Below are 18,461 nucleotides of genomic sequence, written 5' to 3'. Positions count from 1 at the left end.
CAAGTGTTTAGTTCGACTCCCGAATCAGCCTAGTCTTGCCAGAGTCACTGGCAGCAGTTTTCCGCCACGGCGAAACGCACATGTCCTCACATGTGCGAGGACGCGAACACCTGTATGACCAGGCGAATTTCGGGCGGAGCTTCTACCGTTCGGCAATGGAAGGACGCGTTACGCTCAGGCTTCTTGGGCGACGGGCTCGACTGCGACGCCGACAAGTGCCTGTTCGATCTGCGGCACACTCCAACGGCTACCGTTCTCGAATGTCTCTACGACCCGCCAACCTTCGTAGACTCCGATCAGATCACCTACGACGCGGAACATATGGCCGGAGAGGGTGCAGCGCTCGGCCGCCAGGAACGCGACCAGCGGTGAGATATTTCCGGGGTGCCAGCTGTCAAACTCCGTCTCGGATTCCGGCTCCGCAACCCGTTCACTGAGCCCCGGCGTAGACAGAGTCAAGTGGGTCCGCGCAGCCGGCGCAATACAGTTGACCCGCACGCCATACCTCTTTAGCTCCTTTGAAGCGACCTGCGTCATGGCAGCGATCCCTGCCTTCGCTGCGGCGTAGTTTGTCTGACCTGCCCCGGGCTGTAGACCCGCGGCCGAGGAAGTATTGATAATCGCCCGGTCTGCGGCCAACCCCAATTTTGATTGGTTACGCCAATACGCAGCCGCGTGCCTGCTGACAGCGAAAGTACCCTTTAGATTGACGTCCACCACCGAGTCAAACTCCTCCTCGGTCATGTTGATCAACGTCCGATCCCTCATGATGCCCGCGTTGTTTACGACCACATGCAGGTCTCCGAATTCGCGGATGGCGGTTTCCACCAGCCGCTGCGCGCCATGCCAGTCACTGACGCTGTCAGTATTAGCCACGGCCTGCCCGCCCGCGGATATGATTTCGGCAACCACATCCTGCGCCGGACCATTGTCCGGGCTCGCTCCCCCAACGTCATTTACCACCACACGCGCACCCTCGGCCGCAAGCAGCAGGGCGTGCTCGCGGCCGAGACCGCGCCCGGCGCCAGTCACAATCGCCACTCTTCCATCCAGAACACCCATAAGCCTGCTCCCATTCATTCGATCGTTTCTTTAAACTGATGCTCGAGCGAGATTGTCCCGAACCACGCTACGATGCGCTGAAATTCCGACGCAGTTGTGTTGTCGCTCAACTGAACATGGAGGAACTCAGACAGCAAACTTCACCTAGGTTGATTGTGAGAAATACAAGATGACCGCAGCGCAAAGCGAATACTGCCACTCGAACATTGTCATCACAGTTGGAATACCAATTACGATGGGTCTGGGCCAGTGTAATTTACCTGGTCGGCAGGAACGTGCCGCCAAGTGTTTCCCTGTGCAACCTCCTCTAAGTAGTGGGCTGCAAGGCCGACAGACCGCGGTGCGACCAGGAATATTCGCGTCGTTTCCCAGGTGAACCCCAGATCAAGAATGAGAGCTGCAATCGCGCCATCGACATTCGCTGGAATCTTGCGCCCAACCGCTTGACTCAGCTCGTGTTCCAGGTGCGCCAGCAATGTCGAGTGATGGGAGAAGACCCCTTCTTCCTTGGCGATACCCATCAGAATAGGAAAGCGCGGATCCGCACCGTGTTGCGGATGACCAAACCCCTCAAGAGGCTCCCGCCTTGCCCTGCTATCAGCCACAATCTCCTTGGCGGCTCGCTGCAGCGATTCGTCGGTGACCTCGCCATCTTCGGCTATTCGATGAACAACCGATTGCAACTTCAATGCCAGTTGTTGTCCAGCGCCACCCTGGATGTCCCCGAAGGTGGTTACTCCGGCCGCAATCCCTACTTGAATGGGAACCCCGTATGACGCGAGCATCCTGGTGATCGTACTCGACGGCGATATTCCGTGTTCCATCACCGAGACGAGTAGAGCATCGAGAACGCGAGCCTGACCAGGTGTTGCACGCTTTCCGGTAAGAACCAGGTACATCATCTCAGAATATGAAGTATTCCCGATCAATTGACTCAGGCGGTGTCCCCGAATAATTACATCGTCCTTTTCGACTTCCCCTATGTCAGTTTCCCAAGCATTGGTATCACGTGTGGTCACTTTGATGTCCTCAGTTCTAGTTTTACCTGTAGTTCAATAGCTTGCGCACCGAATGCTCCGAGCCTGCACGCTGGTTTCTCATGTTGCGCACAACCGCCAACGCAGCGAGGTAGCACGTCTGCGATGCGAGTCTCGTGAGTACCGTGGCAGTACCTCTAGTCCTCCCATGTATCGAGATTGCCGGCCCTCGGAGCCGGCGAGCTAGTAGCAACCCCGTTGGACTAATCGCTTCGCTTGCCAACGTTCTGACTAGCTTTGGAGCGGTACCATGCAAGCAGGATAGCACTTACTGATCAGCAATCAAGTGTTTGGCAGTTGACGGGCACTAAAAGTTCGACCGGAAGGTCTTGCGACGGAGACCAGCGGGACACTCGAGGGCCCACAGATTGCTATACGGATTCAGGCATAGCGAAGACTGCGATATGTTCGTGGAATGGCTCCTTCAACTCCGGGCATGCACAAGTCCTCCGCGCCATCCGACTCCCGCACCGCAGCTTCCCCCGGTGCCGTGGCACCCACGTCGGGTCGCGTCGAGCGGCTCATGCGAACCCAACTACGTGGCGCCGATGACGGCACGGTACCCGAATGCACCGGTTCCATGGTCACTGGAGTTTGGTGCCTGGACCATGAGGGGCGCCCAACGGGGTTGACGGCTGCCTCCCTCTTAGACCAAACTCTCGCAACTTCTATCCGCGCCGCCGCCCCAGACCTTACTTGGATGGTCACGACGGAGCTACAACTGAACTTTCTGGCCCCGCTTCCTACTGACGGCACAGTACTGGAGGCTTGGACACGAAGCGGCTTCGTAGATCCGAGGGGAGGCGTGTCCTTTGGCAGTCTCCGTGGGCCGGACGGCAGGGAGCACGTGCATGCCGTTGGCTGGTTTCAAACAGTCGGACCCACCCCCGCGGGGGCACTTGACCATTTCAACCGATTGGGCGCGCTGCCACTGGGGCCCGAATCCGACGTCACGCTGGACAGATTGCTTGGCATGCGTAGTCCGGCCTCAACCCCTCCGGGCGGGAAGCCAGCGAATACCGAAGGTTTCCTTAGGGGACCGGATTTCCCTGCGGTCGATGAGTTTATGAATCGGAATGGGACCGTTCACGGAGGGGCTATGTCCATGATGGCGGGCCTCGCGGCCCATTCGGCCACTCCGGCTCCTGATCACTTCGATCTCCAGTCCCTGCGGATGGTGTTTCTCCGCCCTTCCACCGGCCCCCCTTGCTACACGCACACGAATCCGACATGCAGGCCGCTCCCTGTGCAGCGTGGACGTGGAACTGTTCAGCATCCGTAGAACTCCACGGAACCCGGCATCACTTGGCTCAAGAACTGCTATGCGAGAGAACCTTGACAAGGCCTTCGAAACCAAGCCCGTCGCACAAGCGCACGCACTCTTCCGTCCGGCCCGCTGACCGACCTAGAGTGACCAGGCGAACAGTGCCGGTGACTCTGCGCGTCAGCGCGCCGGGCGTTTCCGAACGGAATGTCCCAGCCGGAAATTGGCCTTTGAGCGGCCTGTTATTGGGTTTGTTTACTGCGTCACGCAGGGGTCTGCGGTGACTCATGCCCATACTTCAAGCCATCGGGCTGGAGCTCGTTGGACTATTTGGTGACCTTGCCCATACGGTTTGCGATGGGTGTGGTGAACAACGGCTTGGTCAGGAACCAGGCTGCGGCGATGACCAACAGCGAGATCAGAAACACGACGAGGCCCCACCAGTCCACAACGTCCCGGGAGCCGTACATGTGGTTTAGGTTCTGTAAGGCTCCAGTGAAGAACACCAGGAACACATGCACCACCGTAAACGCAACGAAGTAGAGCATCACCGGAAAGTGCAATGCCCGCGCCCATTCGACCGGAAACATCATCGTGAGGCGCCCAGCACGTTCGGGCCACCAAGTCGACATCCGGACGCCCGTCAGAACCGCCAACGGGGCGGCGATGAACACCGTGAGGAAGTAGGCCATCACCTGCAGTGCGTTGTAGTGCACCCAGCCGTTTTCGGCCGGCCAGTCCAGCGAGGCATATTGGACTGCTGCTGAGAGCATGTTTGGAAAGATGTCCCAGCTCATCGGTACGATCCGATTCCAGTGCCCGCTGACAAATAGCAGAGCGACAAAGATTATCCCGTTCGTCACCCAGAGTACATCCAGAGTCTGGTGCAGCCATTGGGACAGTGATACCTTTTTTGGGCTGTTGCCCTTCGGGGAGAAGAACGAGTTCTTCTTCGCTGTCCAGTAGCCGGGAGGCTTACGCTCCGTACGCACTTGAAGGCCGGTGCGGGCGATCAACACGATGAAGAACATATTGAAAAAATGTTGCCAGCCTAGCCATGCCGGGATTCCGACCGGCGCACCTTCGGGCTGCCACGCGTGCCCACTGTAAGTCATAACGAACTGCTGCACACCCTCGAGCGTACGTAGCCAACGCGCGCCAACCACTATCAGCAGGCCCAGAACCAATAAACCAGCAGTAACCACAGCGGGTTTCCGCCATGCCGGGCCGGTCACCCTCGATTCACTTATGTCGCCACCCTCCGCCGCCCCCTTTGTGCCAAGGAGACTAGCCGAAGAGGTCATTTTGGCTGCCGGAGCGACCAAACCGGCCTGCGCGGAACCGGAACCGCTCCCTACCGCAGAATCAGTCGATGGACGCGCGACATCCTGGGCTCCGGCCGCCGGCGGGACAGCGCCCATCCGGCGCTTGCGTGGAGTAGCGTGCTCAGCAGCGGGCTTGGCTTGCTCGCGTTCCCCCTCCGCTGGAAGGTCGATTCCCTGAAGCTCCGTCTTATCGATCGTCGGAGTGACGTCATCGATGGTCGGCGACACCGTCATGGCCTTCTCTGTAACCGACGAATCGTCCGGATGATGCTGCAGATGCCTCTGTACGCGCTCTGCAGACACGGGCGCGGCATCGGTGCGCTCGGGCGCTAGCGGCGTGTATCCTGCCATGCGGCGGCGTCTGGGTGCCTGGCTGGGGTCTCTCTCGCTAGTCATGGATCTCGGTCCTTTGCCTGGGTATCAACTTCGGGTTCAAATGGCCGGAAGGCCTCCGTCGGACCATTGCTCATGGTCCTCACTGGGTAGCGGACCGCCCGGCACCGGCGTCAGCTGCGTCTGTTGTTGATCTCTTCGATCAGCTGTGGGACCACTGTGAACACATCCCCGACGATGCCGAAATCCGCGACGTCGAAAATCGGAGCATGTTCGTCCTTGTTGATGGCAACGATCGTTTTGGAAGTCTGCATGCCTGCCCGGTGCTGGATGGCCCCTGAGATTCCCAGCGCCACATAGAGTTGGGGGGTTACCGTCACGCCAGTTTGACCCACCTGGTAGGACTGCGGCACGTACCCGGCATCAACGGCGGCACGCGAGGCACCCACAGCGGCACCGAGCACGTCGGCTAGTTCCTCCACCACGCTGAACGCTTCCTTCGAACCAACACCGCGCCCGCCGGAGACGACGTTCTTCGCCCCTCTCAACATCGGCCTGCCAGCTTTCGCCGCAGCCTCGCTGACCTCATCGACCGTGGCCCCGGTCGCCGTCGTGGTTAATATCTCCGCGATCGTGACCGAAGGAGAGGCGACGGTTTCCGCCACGCCCTCGATGGATCCCGGACGCACAGTAACTACCATTAGGCCACCTTCCACGGTCGACTCGGTCGTAAAGTCGCCGCCGAAAATTGAGTGGGTAGCTATGAGCTCCTGGCTCTCCTCGTCAAAGCGAACAGCGACCGCGTCAGCGGCTACAGAACCCCCAGCCACAATTGCGAGCCGACCTGCCACAGCGTTGGAATCGTTCGTCGCCGGTACCAACACCAAGCCGGCCCCATACGTATGTACGGCGTCTGCCAGGGCACCGACCAGCGCGGACCCCAATTCGGTGGCGGCACTCTCCGATTCGGCCAGGTACACATTGGCCGCGCCCAAGGTCCCCAGTTCAGCGACTAGGCCCCCGGACCGGCCCGGGGCAGTAACCGCCACCGCAACGGGCTTGCCGAGGTCGGCAGCCAACCTAAGCAGGCCAGCGGCAGTGGACTTCGGCGACCCCTCGCGGTTGGTCTCGATCAGGACCAGAACGTTTCCGGTATATGGCATGGTATTTTCCTTCAGCTGTTTAACTTCTGTGTCAGTAGGGTCCGCTCACGTTCAGATGAGGCGGTTCGCCGCCAGGAACTCGGCCAGCTGCGCAGCCGCGGTGCCGTCGTCGACAACCTTCGGTCCGGCTTGCTTCACTGGGCGGGCCGACGCCGAGACCATCACCGATACAGCTTCCGGCGTGGCGGTGATCCCCACATCGTCCAGCGACCAACTGGCCAGTGGCTTCTTCTTCGCCGCCATAATCCCCTTGAAGTTTGGAAACCTGGCGTCCGCAGACTTCTCTGTAACCGACACCACGGCTGGGAAAGCCGACGACAAGCGCAAAACGCCACCATCAACCTGGGCCACACCGGATATGGCATCCGGGGCGATTGTCACCTCATCCAAGGAGGGCAACACAGGCCACCCCAGGATCTCGGCCACCATCGCAGGGACCATTCCGCCCCGCCCATCCGTGGCCGCGTTTCCGGCGACGACCAGGTCCACCCCTCCGAGCTTTTCGACGGCGGCGGCCAGCACCCGCGCTGTCTGCACCATGTCGGAACCCGCCAAGGACTCGTCCGAGACCAAAACGGCGGAGTCCGCGCCCATCGACAACAACTTCCGAATGCTCTTGCCCGCGTCCTCCGGCCCCATTGCGACCACCACAATTTCGATATCTTTGCGCGAATCCTTCAGCTGAAGGGCGTTCTCCAAGGCCCGTTCATTGATCTCGTCCGGCACAGGCTCGGACGCACCGCGGTCCAGCATTCCGGACTCCAAGTCGATTTTACGATCGGACCACGTGTCCGGAACCTGCTTCGCCAACACAACAATCTTCATGGAGAACCCTCCTCGGTGGGTTAACGCTTTCGCTTTTCGTATCCCAATTTACGGGGAGTTAGCAAAAAATACTAGTTGCTCGACAAGTATTTTCTTGGACGTCTGTGGCGAATTGTTAAGTGGCTGCGGGTTCGCCCTTGAGAAAGCGAAAACGAGCCGCCCCGAGTCAGCGACCAAGGAACGCTGGAATGAGGAACTGAGCCTCGTCGGTGGCCATGCGCTCACCGATAGTCGCGGCCTCGCGTGCGCCTACCTCCGCGCGCGAGAGGCCGAGGCCCTGGCGCAACAGCCTTCGGACATCGCCGAGCGCACCCGGCGCCCCGGCCACCCAAGCTGCGACCACCTCTTGTGCGCGGCCCATGGGATCGACGACCACCTCTGTGACAAGTCCCTGGTTGAGCGCCTGACCCGCGTCCAAAGGCCGCCCGGACAGGGCAAAGGCCAGTGCGCGGTGTAGCCCCATGGCGCGGGGCAAGCTGGCGGAAGTCCCACAGTCGGGAGTCAGGCCAATGGAGGGGTAGGCAAACACAAAGCTTGTACCTTCCGCTGCGATGATGACGTCGGCGCCCAGCATGATGCCAAGCCCACCACCGGCAACGGCCCCGTGGACAGCCGCCACTACGGGCTTCTGCAGAGATTCGAGAGCCTGCACAGCCCCATCAACCGTGGCCGCCAGCTCAGTCAGGAACTGGCCTTGGTCTGAGGCCTCTGCGAACGCAGAAATGTCTCCACCAGCACAGAACCGCTTGCCGTTGCCGGTCAGCAAGACCGCCTTAATCGCGTCGTCCTCCGCAACTCGGTTAACCGCCTCTCCGAGCGCCACGGCCAAGGGCATATTTATCGTGTTGGCCGCCTCCGGGCGGTTGAGCTGCAGGTGTCCGACGCCGCCGACAGTAGTTAGAGTTACAGGCGTTGGCATCAGATCCTCCGGAAGAGTGCTGCGAGCGCCTGTCCTCCACCGATGCACATGGTGACAATTCCAAGTTCCAGATCTCGGCGTGCCATGTCCTTGGCAAGGCGCAGCGTCAGGATCGCCCCGGTGGCACCGACCGGATGCCCTAGGGCAATGGCTCCGCCGTAGGGATTGACCTGGGCCGGATCGAGGTCGGCGTCCCGGATGACAGCGACAGCCTGTGAGGCAAAAGCCTCGTTTAGTTCAATCGAACCGATATCCTTTGGCGTCGTGCCGGTCTTCTCGAACAAGGACCTCAGAGCCAGCGTGGGCGCGTACCCCATGAGTTCGGGTTCCATGGCGGCCGTGGCCACGGCCTCAAGGCTAACCAAGCCCTTCAGGCCCCGCTCAGCAGCGACGGACTCGCGAGCAAGGACGACGGCGGCCGCGCCGTCGTTGATACCCGATGCATTGCCGGCCGTGACTGTCCCGCCAGTGGCAAATGCAGGACGCAATCCCGCCAAGGTCTCCATGTTTGTCTCAGGCTTGGGGTGCTCATCCTTGTCAGCTGTGAAAGGCTTTCGACCCGCGACATAGACTGGCGTGATTTCCTCGGCGAACGCTGCCTGGGCCTCGGGCGCAGCGGCGCGGCGTTGTGATTCGACAGCGAACTCGTCCTGTTCCAAGCGTGAGACGTTGTATTTGCTGGCGACGTTCTCCGCCGTGACTCCCATGTGGATGCCGTGCAAGGGGTCGGTGAGCATCATGAGAGTGCCGTCGCTGAGGGAACGGTCGCCAAGTCGGTAGCCCTGGCGCGCGCCAAAGTCGTAGTACGGCATCCTTGTCATTGACTCGTTGCCGCCGGCAAGGGCGAAGTCAAGCTGGTTCCACTGCATCTCCATGGCTGCCGACCAGATGGCCTGCAATCCGGAACCGCACAGCCGGTTGACGTTGTAGGCCGGAACCCCTGTTGGCAGTCCTGCCGTGACAGCGACTCGCCGCGCGTTATACGCATCGGCCCCCACCTGGCCGATGCAACCCATGACGACTTCGTCGATGTCGTCGACCGTAACATCGGCGCGTTCCAGGGCTGCCTTGCTGGCCGTCGCCCCAAGCACGTGGCCGGGCACATCTTTGAAGATGCCACCGAAGCTGCCGGTGGGGGTGCGAGCACCGTCCAAGACGATGATTTTCTCCACGATTCGTTCTCCGTTGCTTTTAAGGTGAATTGCTGGTGTGACGTAGAAGGTGACTACAGGGGAACCTTGTCAGAATGGAAAAGTCCCACTCCCGAGACGAAGCAGCACCAAGCTCTATAGCTCAAACCCACTGGGTGAAACTATCCACTGTCTCCCGCGGCGTCACGAGTGTGTTCACTGGCGCTGACTCATCGGCGTAGCCAAGTGACATACCGCAAACCAGCGTTTCGTCCGGACCAGCGCCAATGATGGGCTTAATTGTCGACTCGTAGTAGTTCCAAGCCGCCTGCGGGCACGTGTGAAGGCCCCGAGCCCGGGCCATAAGCATGATGTTCTGCAGGAACATGCCGTAATCGATGAGCGATCCTCGCCCCATGACCTTATCGACCGTAAAGATCAGCCCTACGGGGGCATCAAAGAAGCGGTAGTTACGCTGTAGCTGAGCGTGCATCTTGTCCTTCTCGCCCCTGCCGATTCCGAGAAGGTCGTACAAGCTCCAGCCGTTTTGACGCCGCCGGTCGATGTACGGCGAAACCCATTCAGCCGGGTAGAAGTCGACCTTGTCGCGGTGCTTTTCGGCCAAGCCCGGATCAGAGAAGACCGCGTCGTCCACAGCGCACACTTGGTGGACAACGTTATCCCGCTGATCGCCCTGAAGCACGTACACCTTCCACGGTTGTGTATTCGTGCCGGATGCGGATTGACTGGCGACGCGGAGTATTTCCTGGATGTCGCTTCGGGCGACGGCCTTGTCCGGAAGGAATGCCCGGCAGGAGAAGCGGCTCTCGATGGCGGCTTCCACACTCGCGGGGTCCTGCACTTCAGTCGTGACGCGTGATGATATCAACGCACTTCTCCTAGCAGTGTTTAGATTTCGGTAATTCTTACTGAACGCCTTCATCGGCTATCAGGTGGACTCTGGCAGAACGGGCAGTTAGCACCCCGCCGGGCCCGACCCGCCCTGCAACTTCATCTCTAGCCTTCCCAACATTTGCATCACAGCGCCGCGCCGTAGGCTAGATCGTGCCCGCTTTGCGCAGTCCCGCGATATCCGCGGCCGAGAGACCAATGAGTTCACTTAGAACCTCGTCCGTGTTGGAACCCAGTTCGGGAGCTGGTCGCATCGCAGGAGCCGGCGTGCGGTTCAACCTTGGCTGTGGCGCGGGCATTTTCAGCGCACCGTGACGAGGATTCTCGACGGTGGCGATTGTGCCCCGGGCTTGATATTGCGGGTCGCCAACGATGTCCTCGATCGAGTAAATGAGGGAGTATGCTAGACCCTTTTCGTCGAGTATCTGGCAGAGTTCCGGAACGGGCAGAGACTTGATCCACTCCCCAACGAGTCGATTTATCTCCTCGATGTTGTCGATGCGATTCGCGTGCGTGATGAAGCGCTCATCACCGATCAGGTCCGGTATTGCTTCACACAGGCGACGGAACATGCGGTCCGAGGATACTGTGAGGACGATATGCCGCCCATCGATCGTTTCAAAGTGGTCCCCCGGTGCGGCCGCAAAATGCAGGTTCCCTGTGCGCTCCCGCTTGTCGCCAAACTTATCGAACGCGGTCACCATCACATCAGTGAATCGGAAGACCGTTTCATACAGCGAAAGGTCAATCTGCTGGCCCTTACCGCCTCGTACGTCCCTGTTGTACAGGGCCACCATCGTCCCGAAAGCTGCAAGCACCGCTGTCTGGTAGTCGGCGATGGCAACGCCGACCTTAACCGGAGCACGGTCAGGGTAACCTGTCGCGTTCAACACGCCGCCGAGCGCCAGACCCATTCGGTCATAGCCAGCTCGAGGGGCATACGGGCCAGTTTGTCCATACCCGGAGACGCTGAGCATCACCAGCCCAGGGTTCACCTGCTCCAGGTCTTCCCAGGCAAGGTTCCACCGTTCCAAGGTCCCGGGACGAAAATTCTCCACCAGTACGTCAGCGCTCTTCACTAACTCCTTCAGGATCCGCTGCCCCTCGGGTTGACGTAAGTCCAGCGTGATTGATTTCTTGTTGCGCCCCTCGACGTTCCACCACAAGCTCTCACCATCGCCCAAACTCGGGCCGATATGACGCAAAGTGTCTCCCTTGCCGGGTTGCTCGACCTTGATCACCTCAGCACCGAAATCCGCCATCAGAGTTGCAGCCACGGGCCCAGCGACCATGGTGCCGACATCGATCACTCGTATGCCTGACAATGGTCCTTTGACGTTCTGTTCCATAGATCTCATTCCTTAAATCTTGAATACGCAGGTGTGGGGCCTCGGCCCGGGACGCACCGCCATCTATCTACCCTGAAACTGCGGAGGACGCTTTTCCCGGAATGCCGCCAGCCCCTCGACGCGATCGGCAGAATGGCTATAAAGGTTTACCAACGCCCGTTCGTAGCGCAGTCCGATTTGTGCCGGTTGATCCAAAGAGTCGTTTAGCGCTTGCTTCATTTTTGCCAACCCAAACGGGCTCTTACCGGCAAGCTTGCTGGCCAGTGCCGACACCGCGTCATTTAGGTCTTCGCCCGGGACGACCTGGCTTACCAAGCCCATCGCCAGCCACTCGCGGGCGGTAGGCATATCGCCTGTGAACATCAGATACTTGGCATTGTTGAGGCCGATCTTCCGCGGCAAACGCACCGTGGCGCCCGCCCCAGGGAACATAGCGTAATTTGAATGGGCGTCCCCGAGGACCGCCGACTCCGCCGCAATCACAACGTCGCACGCCAGCACCAATTCCAGACCACCGGCGATAGCGATCCCGTTAATCGCCGCGATCACAGGCTTAGTGCACTCTTCGATCAGGTTCGTGAGTTCACCAATTTTCTTCACAAAACGAGCACCCTCCTCGGTACTGCGCTTTGCACTGTCCTTCAAATCCGCGCCGGCACAGAAAGCCCGACCCGTTCCAGTGAGGACAATAATCCGCACATCTGGATCTTCATCAGCGTCCTGAATGACCTTGGTCAGATCATCAACAAGCGACGCGGTAAGCGCATTCAAAGCCTGTGGCCGGTTTAGCCTTAGCCACAAGACGTGCCCGGTCTGCTGCAGATGAAGTTCGTCCGTCTCCGTTGACAGCTCTATAGACATTAGATTTGCCCTTCTTATTTAACTACGCTTGTGCATACTCGGGCGTCCCATTGAAGCCCTCGCTAGGTAGTTCTTGGTGGGTTTGAGCATCACGTTCCATGACACAGGAACCTGAGTGTTCATGGCGAGCCCGCTCATCGCAATCCGAGCCCCTTCGCGACGATGCTGCGCAGCACTTCTTTTGTTCCTCCGCGGATTGTAGAGGAAGGCGCGTTCAAAACCACGTGAGCCAGTGCAGCACGATAGGCGTCAGAGGCGGTGGGATCGGGCTCGGTCTGCAGAGCGAGCCGCAGGATCTCGGGGATCTCCTGTTCGAAGCAGGTGCCCAGATCTTTTACCAGCGCCGCATGAAGTGCGGCATCTTGGCCGTCGGAGATCATCGTCGCCACAGATCGTGACATCCGGCGCAGGGTGGCGAGGTGGGCAACCAGGCGCCCTAGGGCCTTGGCGCCCTCAGTCGACGGATGCCGTTTCAGAACATGGACGAATTCTTCCAAGAGACCGAGGTGAGACAGAAAGCGCTCCGGCCCGCTACGTTCGAACGCCAGCTCACTGGTGACCTGCTTCCATCCTTCACCCTCGACCCCGATAAGCGCCTCGTCGGGAAGGAAAGCATCCTGCAAGTGCACTTCATTAAAGTCGTGCACTCCGGCGATGTTGACGATCGGCTGGCACACGATTCCGGGCGTCTTCATGTCGACCAGGAACTGGCTCAGGCCCGCGTGACGCTCCTGAGTGGCCGGCGACGTGCGGCACAGCAGGATCATGTAGTGGCTGCGGTGTGCATTCGTGGTCCAGATTTTCGCGCCGTTTACAAGCCAGCCTCCGTCCACTTTCGTGGCACGAGTGCGAACCGACGCCAAGTCTGACCCGGAGTCCGGCTCGCTCATTCCAATACAAAAGTAAGATTTGCCGGCAGCGATGCGGGGCAAAATTTCCTCACGCTGACGCTCATTGCCGAAGCGCAGCAGCAATTGGCCGCTCTGGCGGTCGGCTACAGAGTGTGCAGTGATCGGCGCGCGGGCGGCAAGCAGCTCTTCCAAAACAACATAGCGTTCAACGAGTCCGTAGCCGCCACCGCCATAGCGCTGGGGAAAGCCCATACCGATCCATCCGCGCGAGCCAAGCACTTCGCTAAATTCAGGATCGAAGCCACCAAAAACGCTGGCCGTGTGCGGGTCGCTCCGAAAATCAAAATCGTCGAGGAACTCGCGTACCTCTGCCCGCAGCCGTTCGCCGACCTCGGACTGCCTTGGGCGCGGAAAGGACAGGTTACTCATCGCGTCGCTCCTAATTCGAGGGCACTGCCCGCCGGCGTCAGCGTGCGCCAGAGGGTTTTCCCAGATTCGTCGGCCAGAACGCATTGCCCTAGAACTTCGGCCCAAAAGGCTTCGTTGCCGCATTCGTCGCGCCAGGACCAGAGCCGTTTCGTGAAGCGATGCAATTCGTGTTCCTCCGTGAAACCGATCGCACCGAATACTTGGTGGGCGATTGCGGACGCTTGTCCGGCCGCTTCACCGGTGCGGATCTTCGCACTTACCGCATCGATATTGTGCGCGAGAGACTCGTTCGTATCGGCGAGCCAGCCATCAATCGCCTCGCCACCGGCTTCGGACGCTGCCCGCGCGGCCGCTGCCTGCGTGGCCAGTACGGCAATGTTCTGCTGGACCGCCTGAAACTTGCCGATCGGTCGGCCGAATTGGACCCGCATATTCGCATAATCCACGGTCAAGGCCAATGCATGTTCGATTGCACCTGCCATCAAAGCGCTGCGCATGACTGCAGCTATCGCCAGCAGCGAATTGGCCTCGAACGGCACGGGCACCACGGCAAGCGGGACGACGCCTTCGAGCGTCATGTCGTCGCGCGGTTCGCCTGCGAGGTTTTGACCGGGCGTCATCGAGACACCGGCTGCATCGCGGGCAACGACGATCAGCTGGGCCGCTGGGCCCTCGCTCATGAACGCGACGTGCGTGCAGGCGCGTCCCCATGGCACGCGAACGAGAGCTCCGTCGACGTGCCACTCGTCGCCAGATCGGCTGAGCCGAAACGGTTTCGAGGGCGGAGGGAAGGCGATTGTCGGCAACTCGACGTCTTCAATGCCCGCAAAGTTCAGGAGCCAATGCCCAATCATGGCTTCGGCCATCGGCACGGCAGCGGCGTACTTGCCAGCAATCCCCAAGAGCTCACAGGCAGCAACCCAGCTCACGCCGACCCCACCTTTACTCTCAGGCACCAAAGCCTTGTCAAAACCGACGCTTTGCAGAACCTCCCATAAGTCAGGGGGTCCATCGGCGAAAATGCTCGTCGCCGTTTGATGGAGCATCTCGCGCGTTTCGTCATCCATCGTTTGCTCCTTCCTTCTGTTCGCGATCGGTAGGTGCCGCGAACGTATGTTCGACCAACTGCACTACCTGATCCCTGATTCCACGTATGTCTGCTGCAGATCCTTGAATAAGACGCTGGGATGCAAGGCCACGAAGGGCGCCCACGACGAACTCCGCCCCAATTGCAGGATCGATATCCGCACGCACCTCACCTTGGGCAATTCCTATGCGCAGGTTGTCCTCCAGCCACGCAAACATCTCACGGTTATAGACGGCAACAACTTCCGCCGTTTCTGAGTTCTCGAGAAGGGACTCCGCCAGCAGCAGTAGGAGTGTGCGGGTGTTCGTCCACTTCGGATCGCTTCGGCCCAAGTAGACACGGACATAGCCGAGTACCGCCTGCAGGCCAGCGGGGGGCGTCGGAGCATCTCGCATCTCCTGGGCGAAGGACCGATTGATGTGCAGAGTCAGAGCGCGCAACAGCGCACCCTTGCTGCCGAAGTGATGAGCAGCTTGCCCCCGGCTGTAACCTGCCGTCTGGCCGACTTCGGCCAGGGTCATTCCCACCCAACCTTTGCGCGAGAGGAGGGTGCGTGCAGCGGCAAGAAGCCGGGTCTCGGCTTCCTCCCGCCGCTCTTGCTGCGTCCGACGCCTCGGCGCCGGCTCCTGCTCTTCCCTGCCCGCTGGACGGTCACTCCTCCGAGCGGCGGCTGGTCGCTGCAACTCGGTGTTGTTATAGACAGCCTCATTGTGTGAAAGCCATCCGGACGCTTCTTCGACAGCTTGCCCTTTGTCCACGTCTTACTCCTTTGAACGCTCTTGTAGCTTAACAACTTACTGGTCAGCAATCAAGAACTTGTTTGTCGGTTATCAATCAAAGGTGAATCTAGCAGCATGCCACCAGTATGTGGGGACGGTAGTCTCACACGTGTGCCACGACCCCGACGGGCAAGGTGCGCCCTGGATTTGGGGCTTAGCGCATACCCAAGTGAAAGAGCTTGCCATTGACTCTCTCGGAGGCGCCCGTTCGGTCAAGGTACGGAGTGATGCCGCCGAGGTGCAGCGGCCAGCCGGCGCCGGCCATCATGCATAGATCCACGTCCTCCGCGGAAGCGACCACTCCCTCTTCAAGCAGAAGCCCGATTTCTTCTGCCAGGGCATCCTGGACTCGTTCGAGCAATTGTTCCGAGGTGGCCGGGAAGTGAGCGAATTCGAGGACGCCCATGGTGGATTGCGGGATATGCGGGCCGCCATCGTGTTCAGCGGTCCAGAGCGAAGTGATGCCGCGGTCGATAAGTCTTTGTAGATTGGTAGATACATGGAATCGGTCGCCGAAGGCGTTATGGAGAGACTCGATGACATGCTGTGCGACAGGAAGACCAATCATGCCCAACAGCGCAAACGGGGTCATTGGCAGGCCCATGGGCTTGAGTGCTTCGTCCGCTATTTCCGCAGGCGTACCCTCGTCAAAGGCCTTTAGAACCTCCGCCACCGAACGGAGTAGCACGCGGTTGACAACGAAGGCAGGCGCATCGAGGACGAGGACCGTAGTCTTCTTCAGCGCCCTGCCGAGGACAAACGCCGTGGCCAGGACTTCATCACTGGTCCTGGAAGTCCGCACAATCTCCAGCAAGGGCATAGCCGCCACCGGATTAAAGAAGTGGAATCCAATGACGCGTTCCGGGTGCAGGAGGTCTGCTGCCATCTCCGTTACGAGCAACGAGGACGTGTTGGTAGCGAGAATGCAGTTTTCGGAAACGACCGACTCAACTTCTGCAAGTACTTGCTTCTTGACGGTGAGTTCTTCGAAGACAGCTTCGACCACGAAGTCAGCGTCGGCAAAGGCAGTCGTGGAAACCGATCCGCTAATAAGGGTCTTAAGGTGATCGGCGTCGCATGGGGAGATGCGTTTCCCGGCGAGCAGTTTTTCCACCTGAGCATGGACGTAACCTATACCTTTATCCACGCGGCCCTTGGTCGATGTCCGTCATCACAACGGGTACATGCAACTGTCGAGCAAACAACAGGGCCAGCTGCCCTGCCATCAGGCCTGCTCCGACAACTCCGACCTTGTTGACTGGACGGGCAAGCGCCGGATCAGGCGCGCCCGACGGATTCTTGGCTCTACGCTGTAGAAGTTCAAGAAACGCATAAACGGAGTCCTTGAACTGGGGTGACAGGATCAGTTCGCCGAGTGCGTTGACTTCCAAGTCAGCGGATTGTGCCTGATCCAGGCTTCTGCCCAGTTCGAGCAGATCCAGCAGACGAGCAGGGGCAGGTGCGGCATTGGAGGTCTTGGACTCGACGATGACCCGGCCGGCAGCAATGGCCGCATCCCACTCTTCCCGAGAGGAATCAGCAATCGCGGCCCGCCGTTGATCAAGTTCTTCCCGGCGTGCCGCGTCGGTGATAATCCGGTCCGCCCAGGCGAGGGACTGACTCAGGAAATCGGGACTGTCGAATGCGGTGTCTGCTATACCAAGCTCATAGGCTGACCTACCGTCAAGAACCTTGTTGTTAGCCAGTGGGTTCTCGATCATCACCTTCACCGCGTTAGCGGGCCCGATTAGCCGAGGAAGTCGGTACACTCCGCCCCAGCCGGGCAGCAGGCCTAGGTAGACCTCGGGCAGGGAAATCGCATTCGCGTCCGTTGAGACGGTACGGTAGCGGGCTGCCAGCGCGACTTCCAGCCCGCCACCTATGGCCGCACCGTTGATAAAGGCGAAGGTTGGAACGTTCATAGCTTCCAGTGCGCCAAACACCTGATGCCCCAGGCGTGCAACAGCCCGGGCCGACCCCAGGTCCTTCAGGTCCTTCAGAGCCTTAATGTCTGCGCCAGCCACGAAAAAACGGTTCTGGCCAGTGATGCCAACACCAGCTACCTGTCCGGAGTTTACTCGCGCCGCGACTTCCACAAGTATCTCCTGGAGTCCCAGCAGCGACTCAGAGCTAAAGGTGGCCGGCTTGCCTTCACCGCCCGTAAGCGTGATTAGTGCGAAGGTGCCTGCCGCAGGCAGTTGGACCTCTGTCAATTGCGCATAGGAAGAGAGGCCGCGTACGGCGCCTCCCCCAGGATCAGTTTGAGTTGATGTGCGAGTGGGGTTTGTCATAAGTCATTCCTTAGTCAAGGGGGGCATTAGCGGCGCTCCGACACTGCTGCATGGGGCTTTCAACCGAAGGGCATTGCAGGTTCACCAGGAAACCTGCAATCACGGGCTATCCAGGCCTTCGCCGTTAGCAATTGGCCGGACCGGCTCCCCTCAAGTGCGGCGGGGCCGCCTTGGAGGACGAGCTAGGCCACCCTGCCCTAAACACTTCCGCCTAACATAATACTTGGTGAACAACTATGACGTTCCAGCGCATTCTGTGCATAAGACGGTGGCGTGACCGAACGCCAACAGGCGCTTAAGGTTCAGTCAGCGCCCCTTACGGGCCGCCAAACACCAGGGCCCCTCGATGCAGACGCATTCAGAGTTCAGTCGCTGGTCGCCTCAGACGCCAGTTTCCTGAGAACGGGAATGACTGCTGCGAGCGCCTTGCGGTCTTCCGGCGTTAGACGCTCGCTGACCGTTCGGTCCAACCAGCCGTATCCGACAGACACCTCCTGAGCGAGTTTCTGGCTGCCTTCCTGCGTCAGTTCAATCCAAACCCGGCGGCGGTCCACATCGTCGGGGACGCGCGATACCAGCTGCAGCCGTTCCAGCTCACGCGCCGCGAGCGAAATGCCTTGAGGGCTAACCCGTCCAGCCTGAGCAAGCTCCGAAGTGGTCGCCCGTCCATGTTCAGCTAGATATCGGAGAACCCCCAGCTTTCCGGGCGAGAGAGTCCGCTCCACGTTCAAGCGCGCCAGTAGAGGGTGCAGCGCCTCGAAGAAGGATTGTGTCATTTTCTTCTGGTCGATCATTCATCGAATATACAACCTGCTTGATCAACTTTGTTGTTCTTTCATGTGAA

At 59.7% G+C, this 18,461-nt stretch carries 14 protein-coding genes and 1 pseudogene; all 15 read right to left on the bottom strand.

Translation table 11 applies throughout. From position 1 onward, the window contains the following. Positions 1-174: 174 nt before the first annotated feature. The 15 genes and pseudogenes from LDP01_RS02020 to LDP01_RS01950 all read right to left on the bottom strand — a co-directional run bounded on the left by LDP01_RS02020 (position 175) and on the right by LDP01_RS01950 (position 18,411). On the bottom strand, positions 175-1,062 hold the full coding sequence (locus LDP01_RS02020) for an SDR family oxidoreductase (RefSeq protein WP_224089885.1): 888 nt from the start codon (positions 1,060-1,062) through the stop codon (positions 175-177). 230 nt (positions 1,063-1,292) lie between these two features. Beyond that, positions 1,293-2,081 carry a citryl-CoA lyase gene (locus tag LDP01_RS02015; RefSeq protein ID WP_224089884.1) on the bottom strand — a complete coding sequence of 263 codons (789 nt, stop codon included), beginning with the start codon at positions 2,079-2,081 and terminating at the stop codon, positions 1,293-1,295. Positions 2,082-3,689: 1,608 nt separating this feature from the next. Then, positions 3,690-5,084: a cytochrome b/b6 domain-containing protein gene (locus LDP01_RS02010; protein ID WP_224089883.1), complete on the bottom strand. Its 1,395-nt coding sequence runs from the start codon at positions 5,082-5,084 to the stop codon at positions 3,690-3,692. A 110-nt stretch (positions 5,085-5,194) separates the two neighbouring features. Beyond that, positions 5,195-6,184 carry an electron transfer flavoprotein subunit alpha/FixB family protein gene (locus LDP01_RS02005; RefSeq protein ID WP_224089881.1) on the bottom strand — a complete coding sequence of 330 codons (990 nt, stop codon included), beginning with the start codon at positions 6,182-6,184 and terminating at the stop codon, positions 5,195-5,197. 51 nt (positions 6,185-6,235) lie between these two features. Beyond that, positions 6,236-7,009 (bottom strand): electron transfer flavoprotein subunit beta/FixA family protein, encoded by a 774-nt coding sequence (locus LDP01_RS02000; protein WP_224089879.1) that lies wholly within the window; start codon positions 7,007-7,009, stop codon positions 6,236-6,238. A gap of 166 nt (positions 7,010-7,175) precedes the next feature. After that, on the bottom strand, positions 7,176-7,928 hold the full coding sequence (locus LDP01_RS01995; RefSeq protein ID WP_224089877.1) for an enoyl-CoA hydratase/isomerase family protein: 753 nt from the start codon (positions 7,926-7,928) through the stop codon (positions 7,176-7,178). Beyond that, entirely contained in the window at positions 7,928-9,103 is a 1,176-nt protein-coding gene (locus LDP01_RS01990) for a thiolase family protein (protein WP_224090979.1), read from the bottom strand. Before LDP01_RS01990 ends, LDP01_RS01995 begins: the two co-directional genes overlap by 1 nt. Before the next feature lie 118 nt (positions 9,104-9,221). Beyond that, positions 9,222-9,947, bottom strand: coding sequence for a nitroreductase (locus LDP01_RS01985; RefSeq protein WP_224089876.1), 726 nt, complete (start codon positions 9,945-9,947; stop codon positions 9,222-9,224). Positions 9,948-10,116: 169 nt separating this feature from the next. Beyond that, positions 10,117-11,319 (bottom strand): CaiB/BaiF CoA transferase family protein, encoded by a 1,203-nt coding sequence (locus LDP01_RS01980; RefSeq protein ID WP_224089875.1) that lies wholly within the window; start codon positions 11,317-11,319, stop codon positions 10,117-10,119. A gap of 63 nt (positions 11,320-11,382) precedes the next feature. Further along, a complete protein-coding gene (locus LDP01_RS01975) occupies positions 11,383-12,180 on the bottom strand; it encodes an enoyl-CoA hydratase/isomerase family protein (RefSeq protein ID WP_224089874.1) in 798 nt (265 codons plus the stop codon). A gap of 134 nt (positions 12,181-12,314) precedes the next feature. Next, on the bottom strand, positions 12,315-13,460 hold the full coding sequence (locus tag LDP01_RS01970; protein WP_224089873.1) for an acyl-CoA dehydrogenase family protein: 1,146 nt from the start codon (positions 13,458-13,460) through the stop codon (positions 12,315-12,317). Next, positions 13,457-14,527 (bottom strand): acyl-CoA dehydrogenase family protein, encoded by a 1,071-nt coding sequence (locus LDP01_RS01965; RefSeq protein WP_224089872.1) that lies wholly within the window; start codon positions 14,525-14,527, stop codon positions 13,457-13,459. Before LDP01_RS01965 ends, LDP01_RS01970 begins: the two co-directional genes overlap by 4 nt. Next, positions 14,520-15,305 carry a TetR/AcrR family transcriptional regulator gene (locus LDP01_RS01960; RefSeq protein ID WP_224089871.1) on the bottom strand — a complete coding sequence of 262 codons (786 nt, stop codon included), beginning with the start codon at positions 15,303-15,305 and terminating at the stop codon, positions 14,520-14,522. Before LDP01_RS01960 ends, LDP01_RS01965 begins: the two co-directional genes overlap by 8 nt. Before the next feature lie 175 nt (positions 15,306-15,480). After that, a pseudogene (locus LDP01_RS01955) lies at positions 15,481-17,617 on the bottom strand (3-hydroxyacyl-CoA dehydrogenase NAD-binding domain-containing protein). A gap of 365 nt (positions 17,618-17,982) precedes the next feature. Next, complete coding sequence (locus tag LDP01_RS01950) at positions 17,983-18,411, bottom strand: MarR family winged helix-turn-helix transcriptional regulator (protein ID WP_224089870.1); 429 nt, start codon at positions 18,409-18,411, stop codon at positions 17,983-17,985. Positions 18,412-18,461: the final 50 nt, after the last annotated feature.

This window comes from Arthrobacter sp. StoSoilB13, assembly GCF_019977255.1.
In the GTDB taxonomy this organism is placed as follows: Bacteria; Actinomycetota; Actinomycetes; order Actinomycetales; family Micrococcaceae; genus Arthrobacter.
This window is presented reverse-complemented; position numbering and strand designations above follow the sequence as displayed.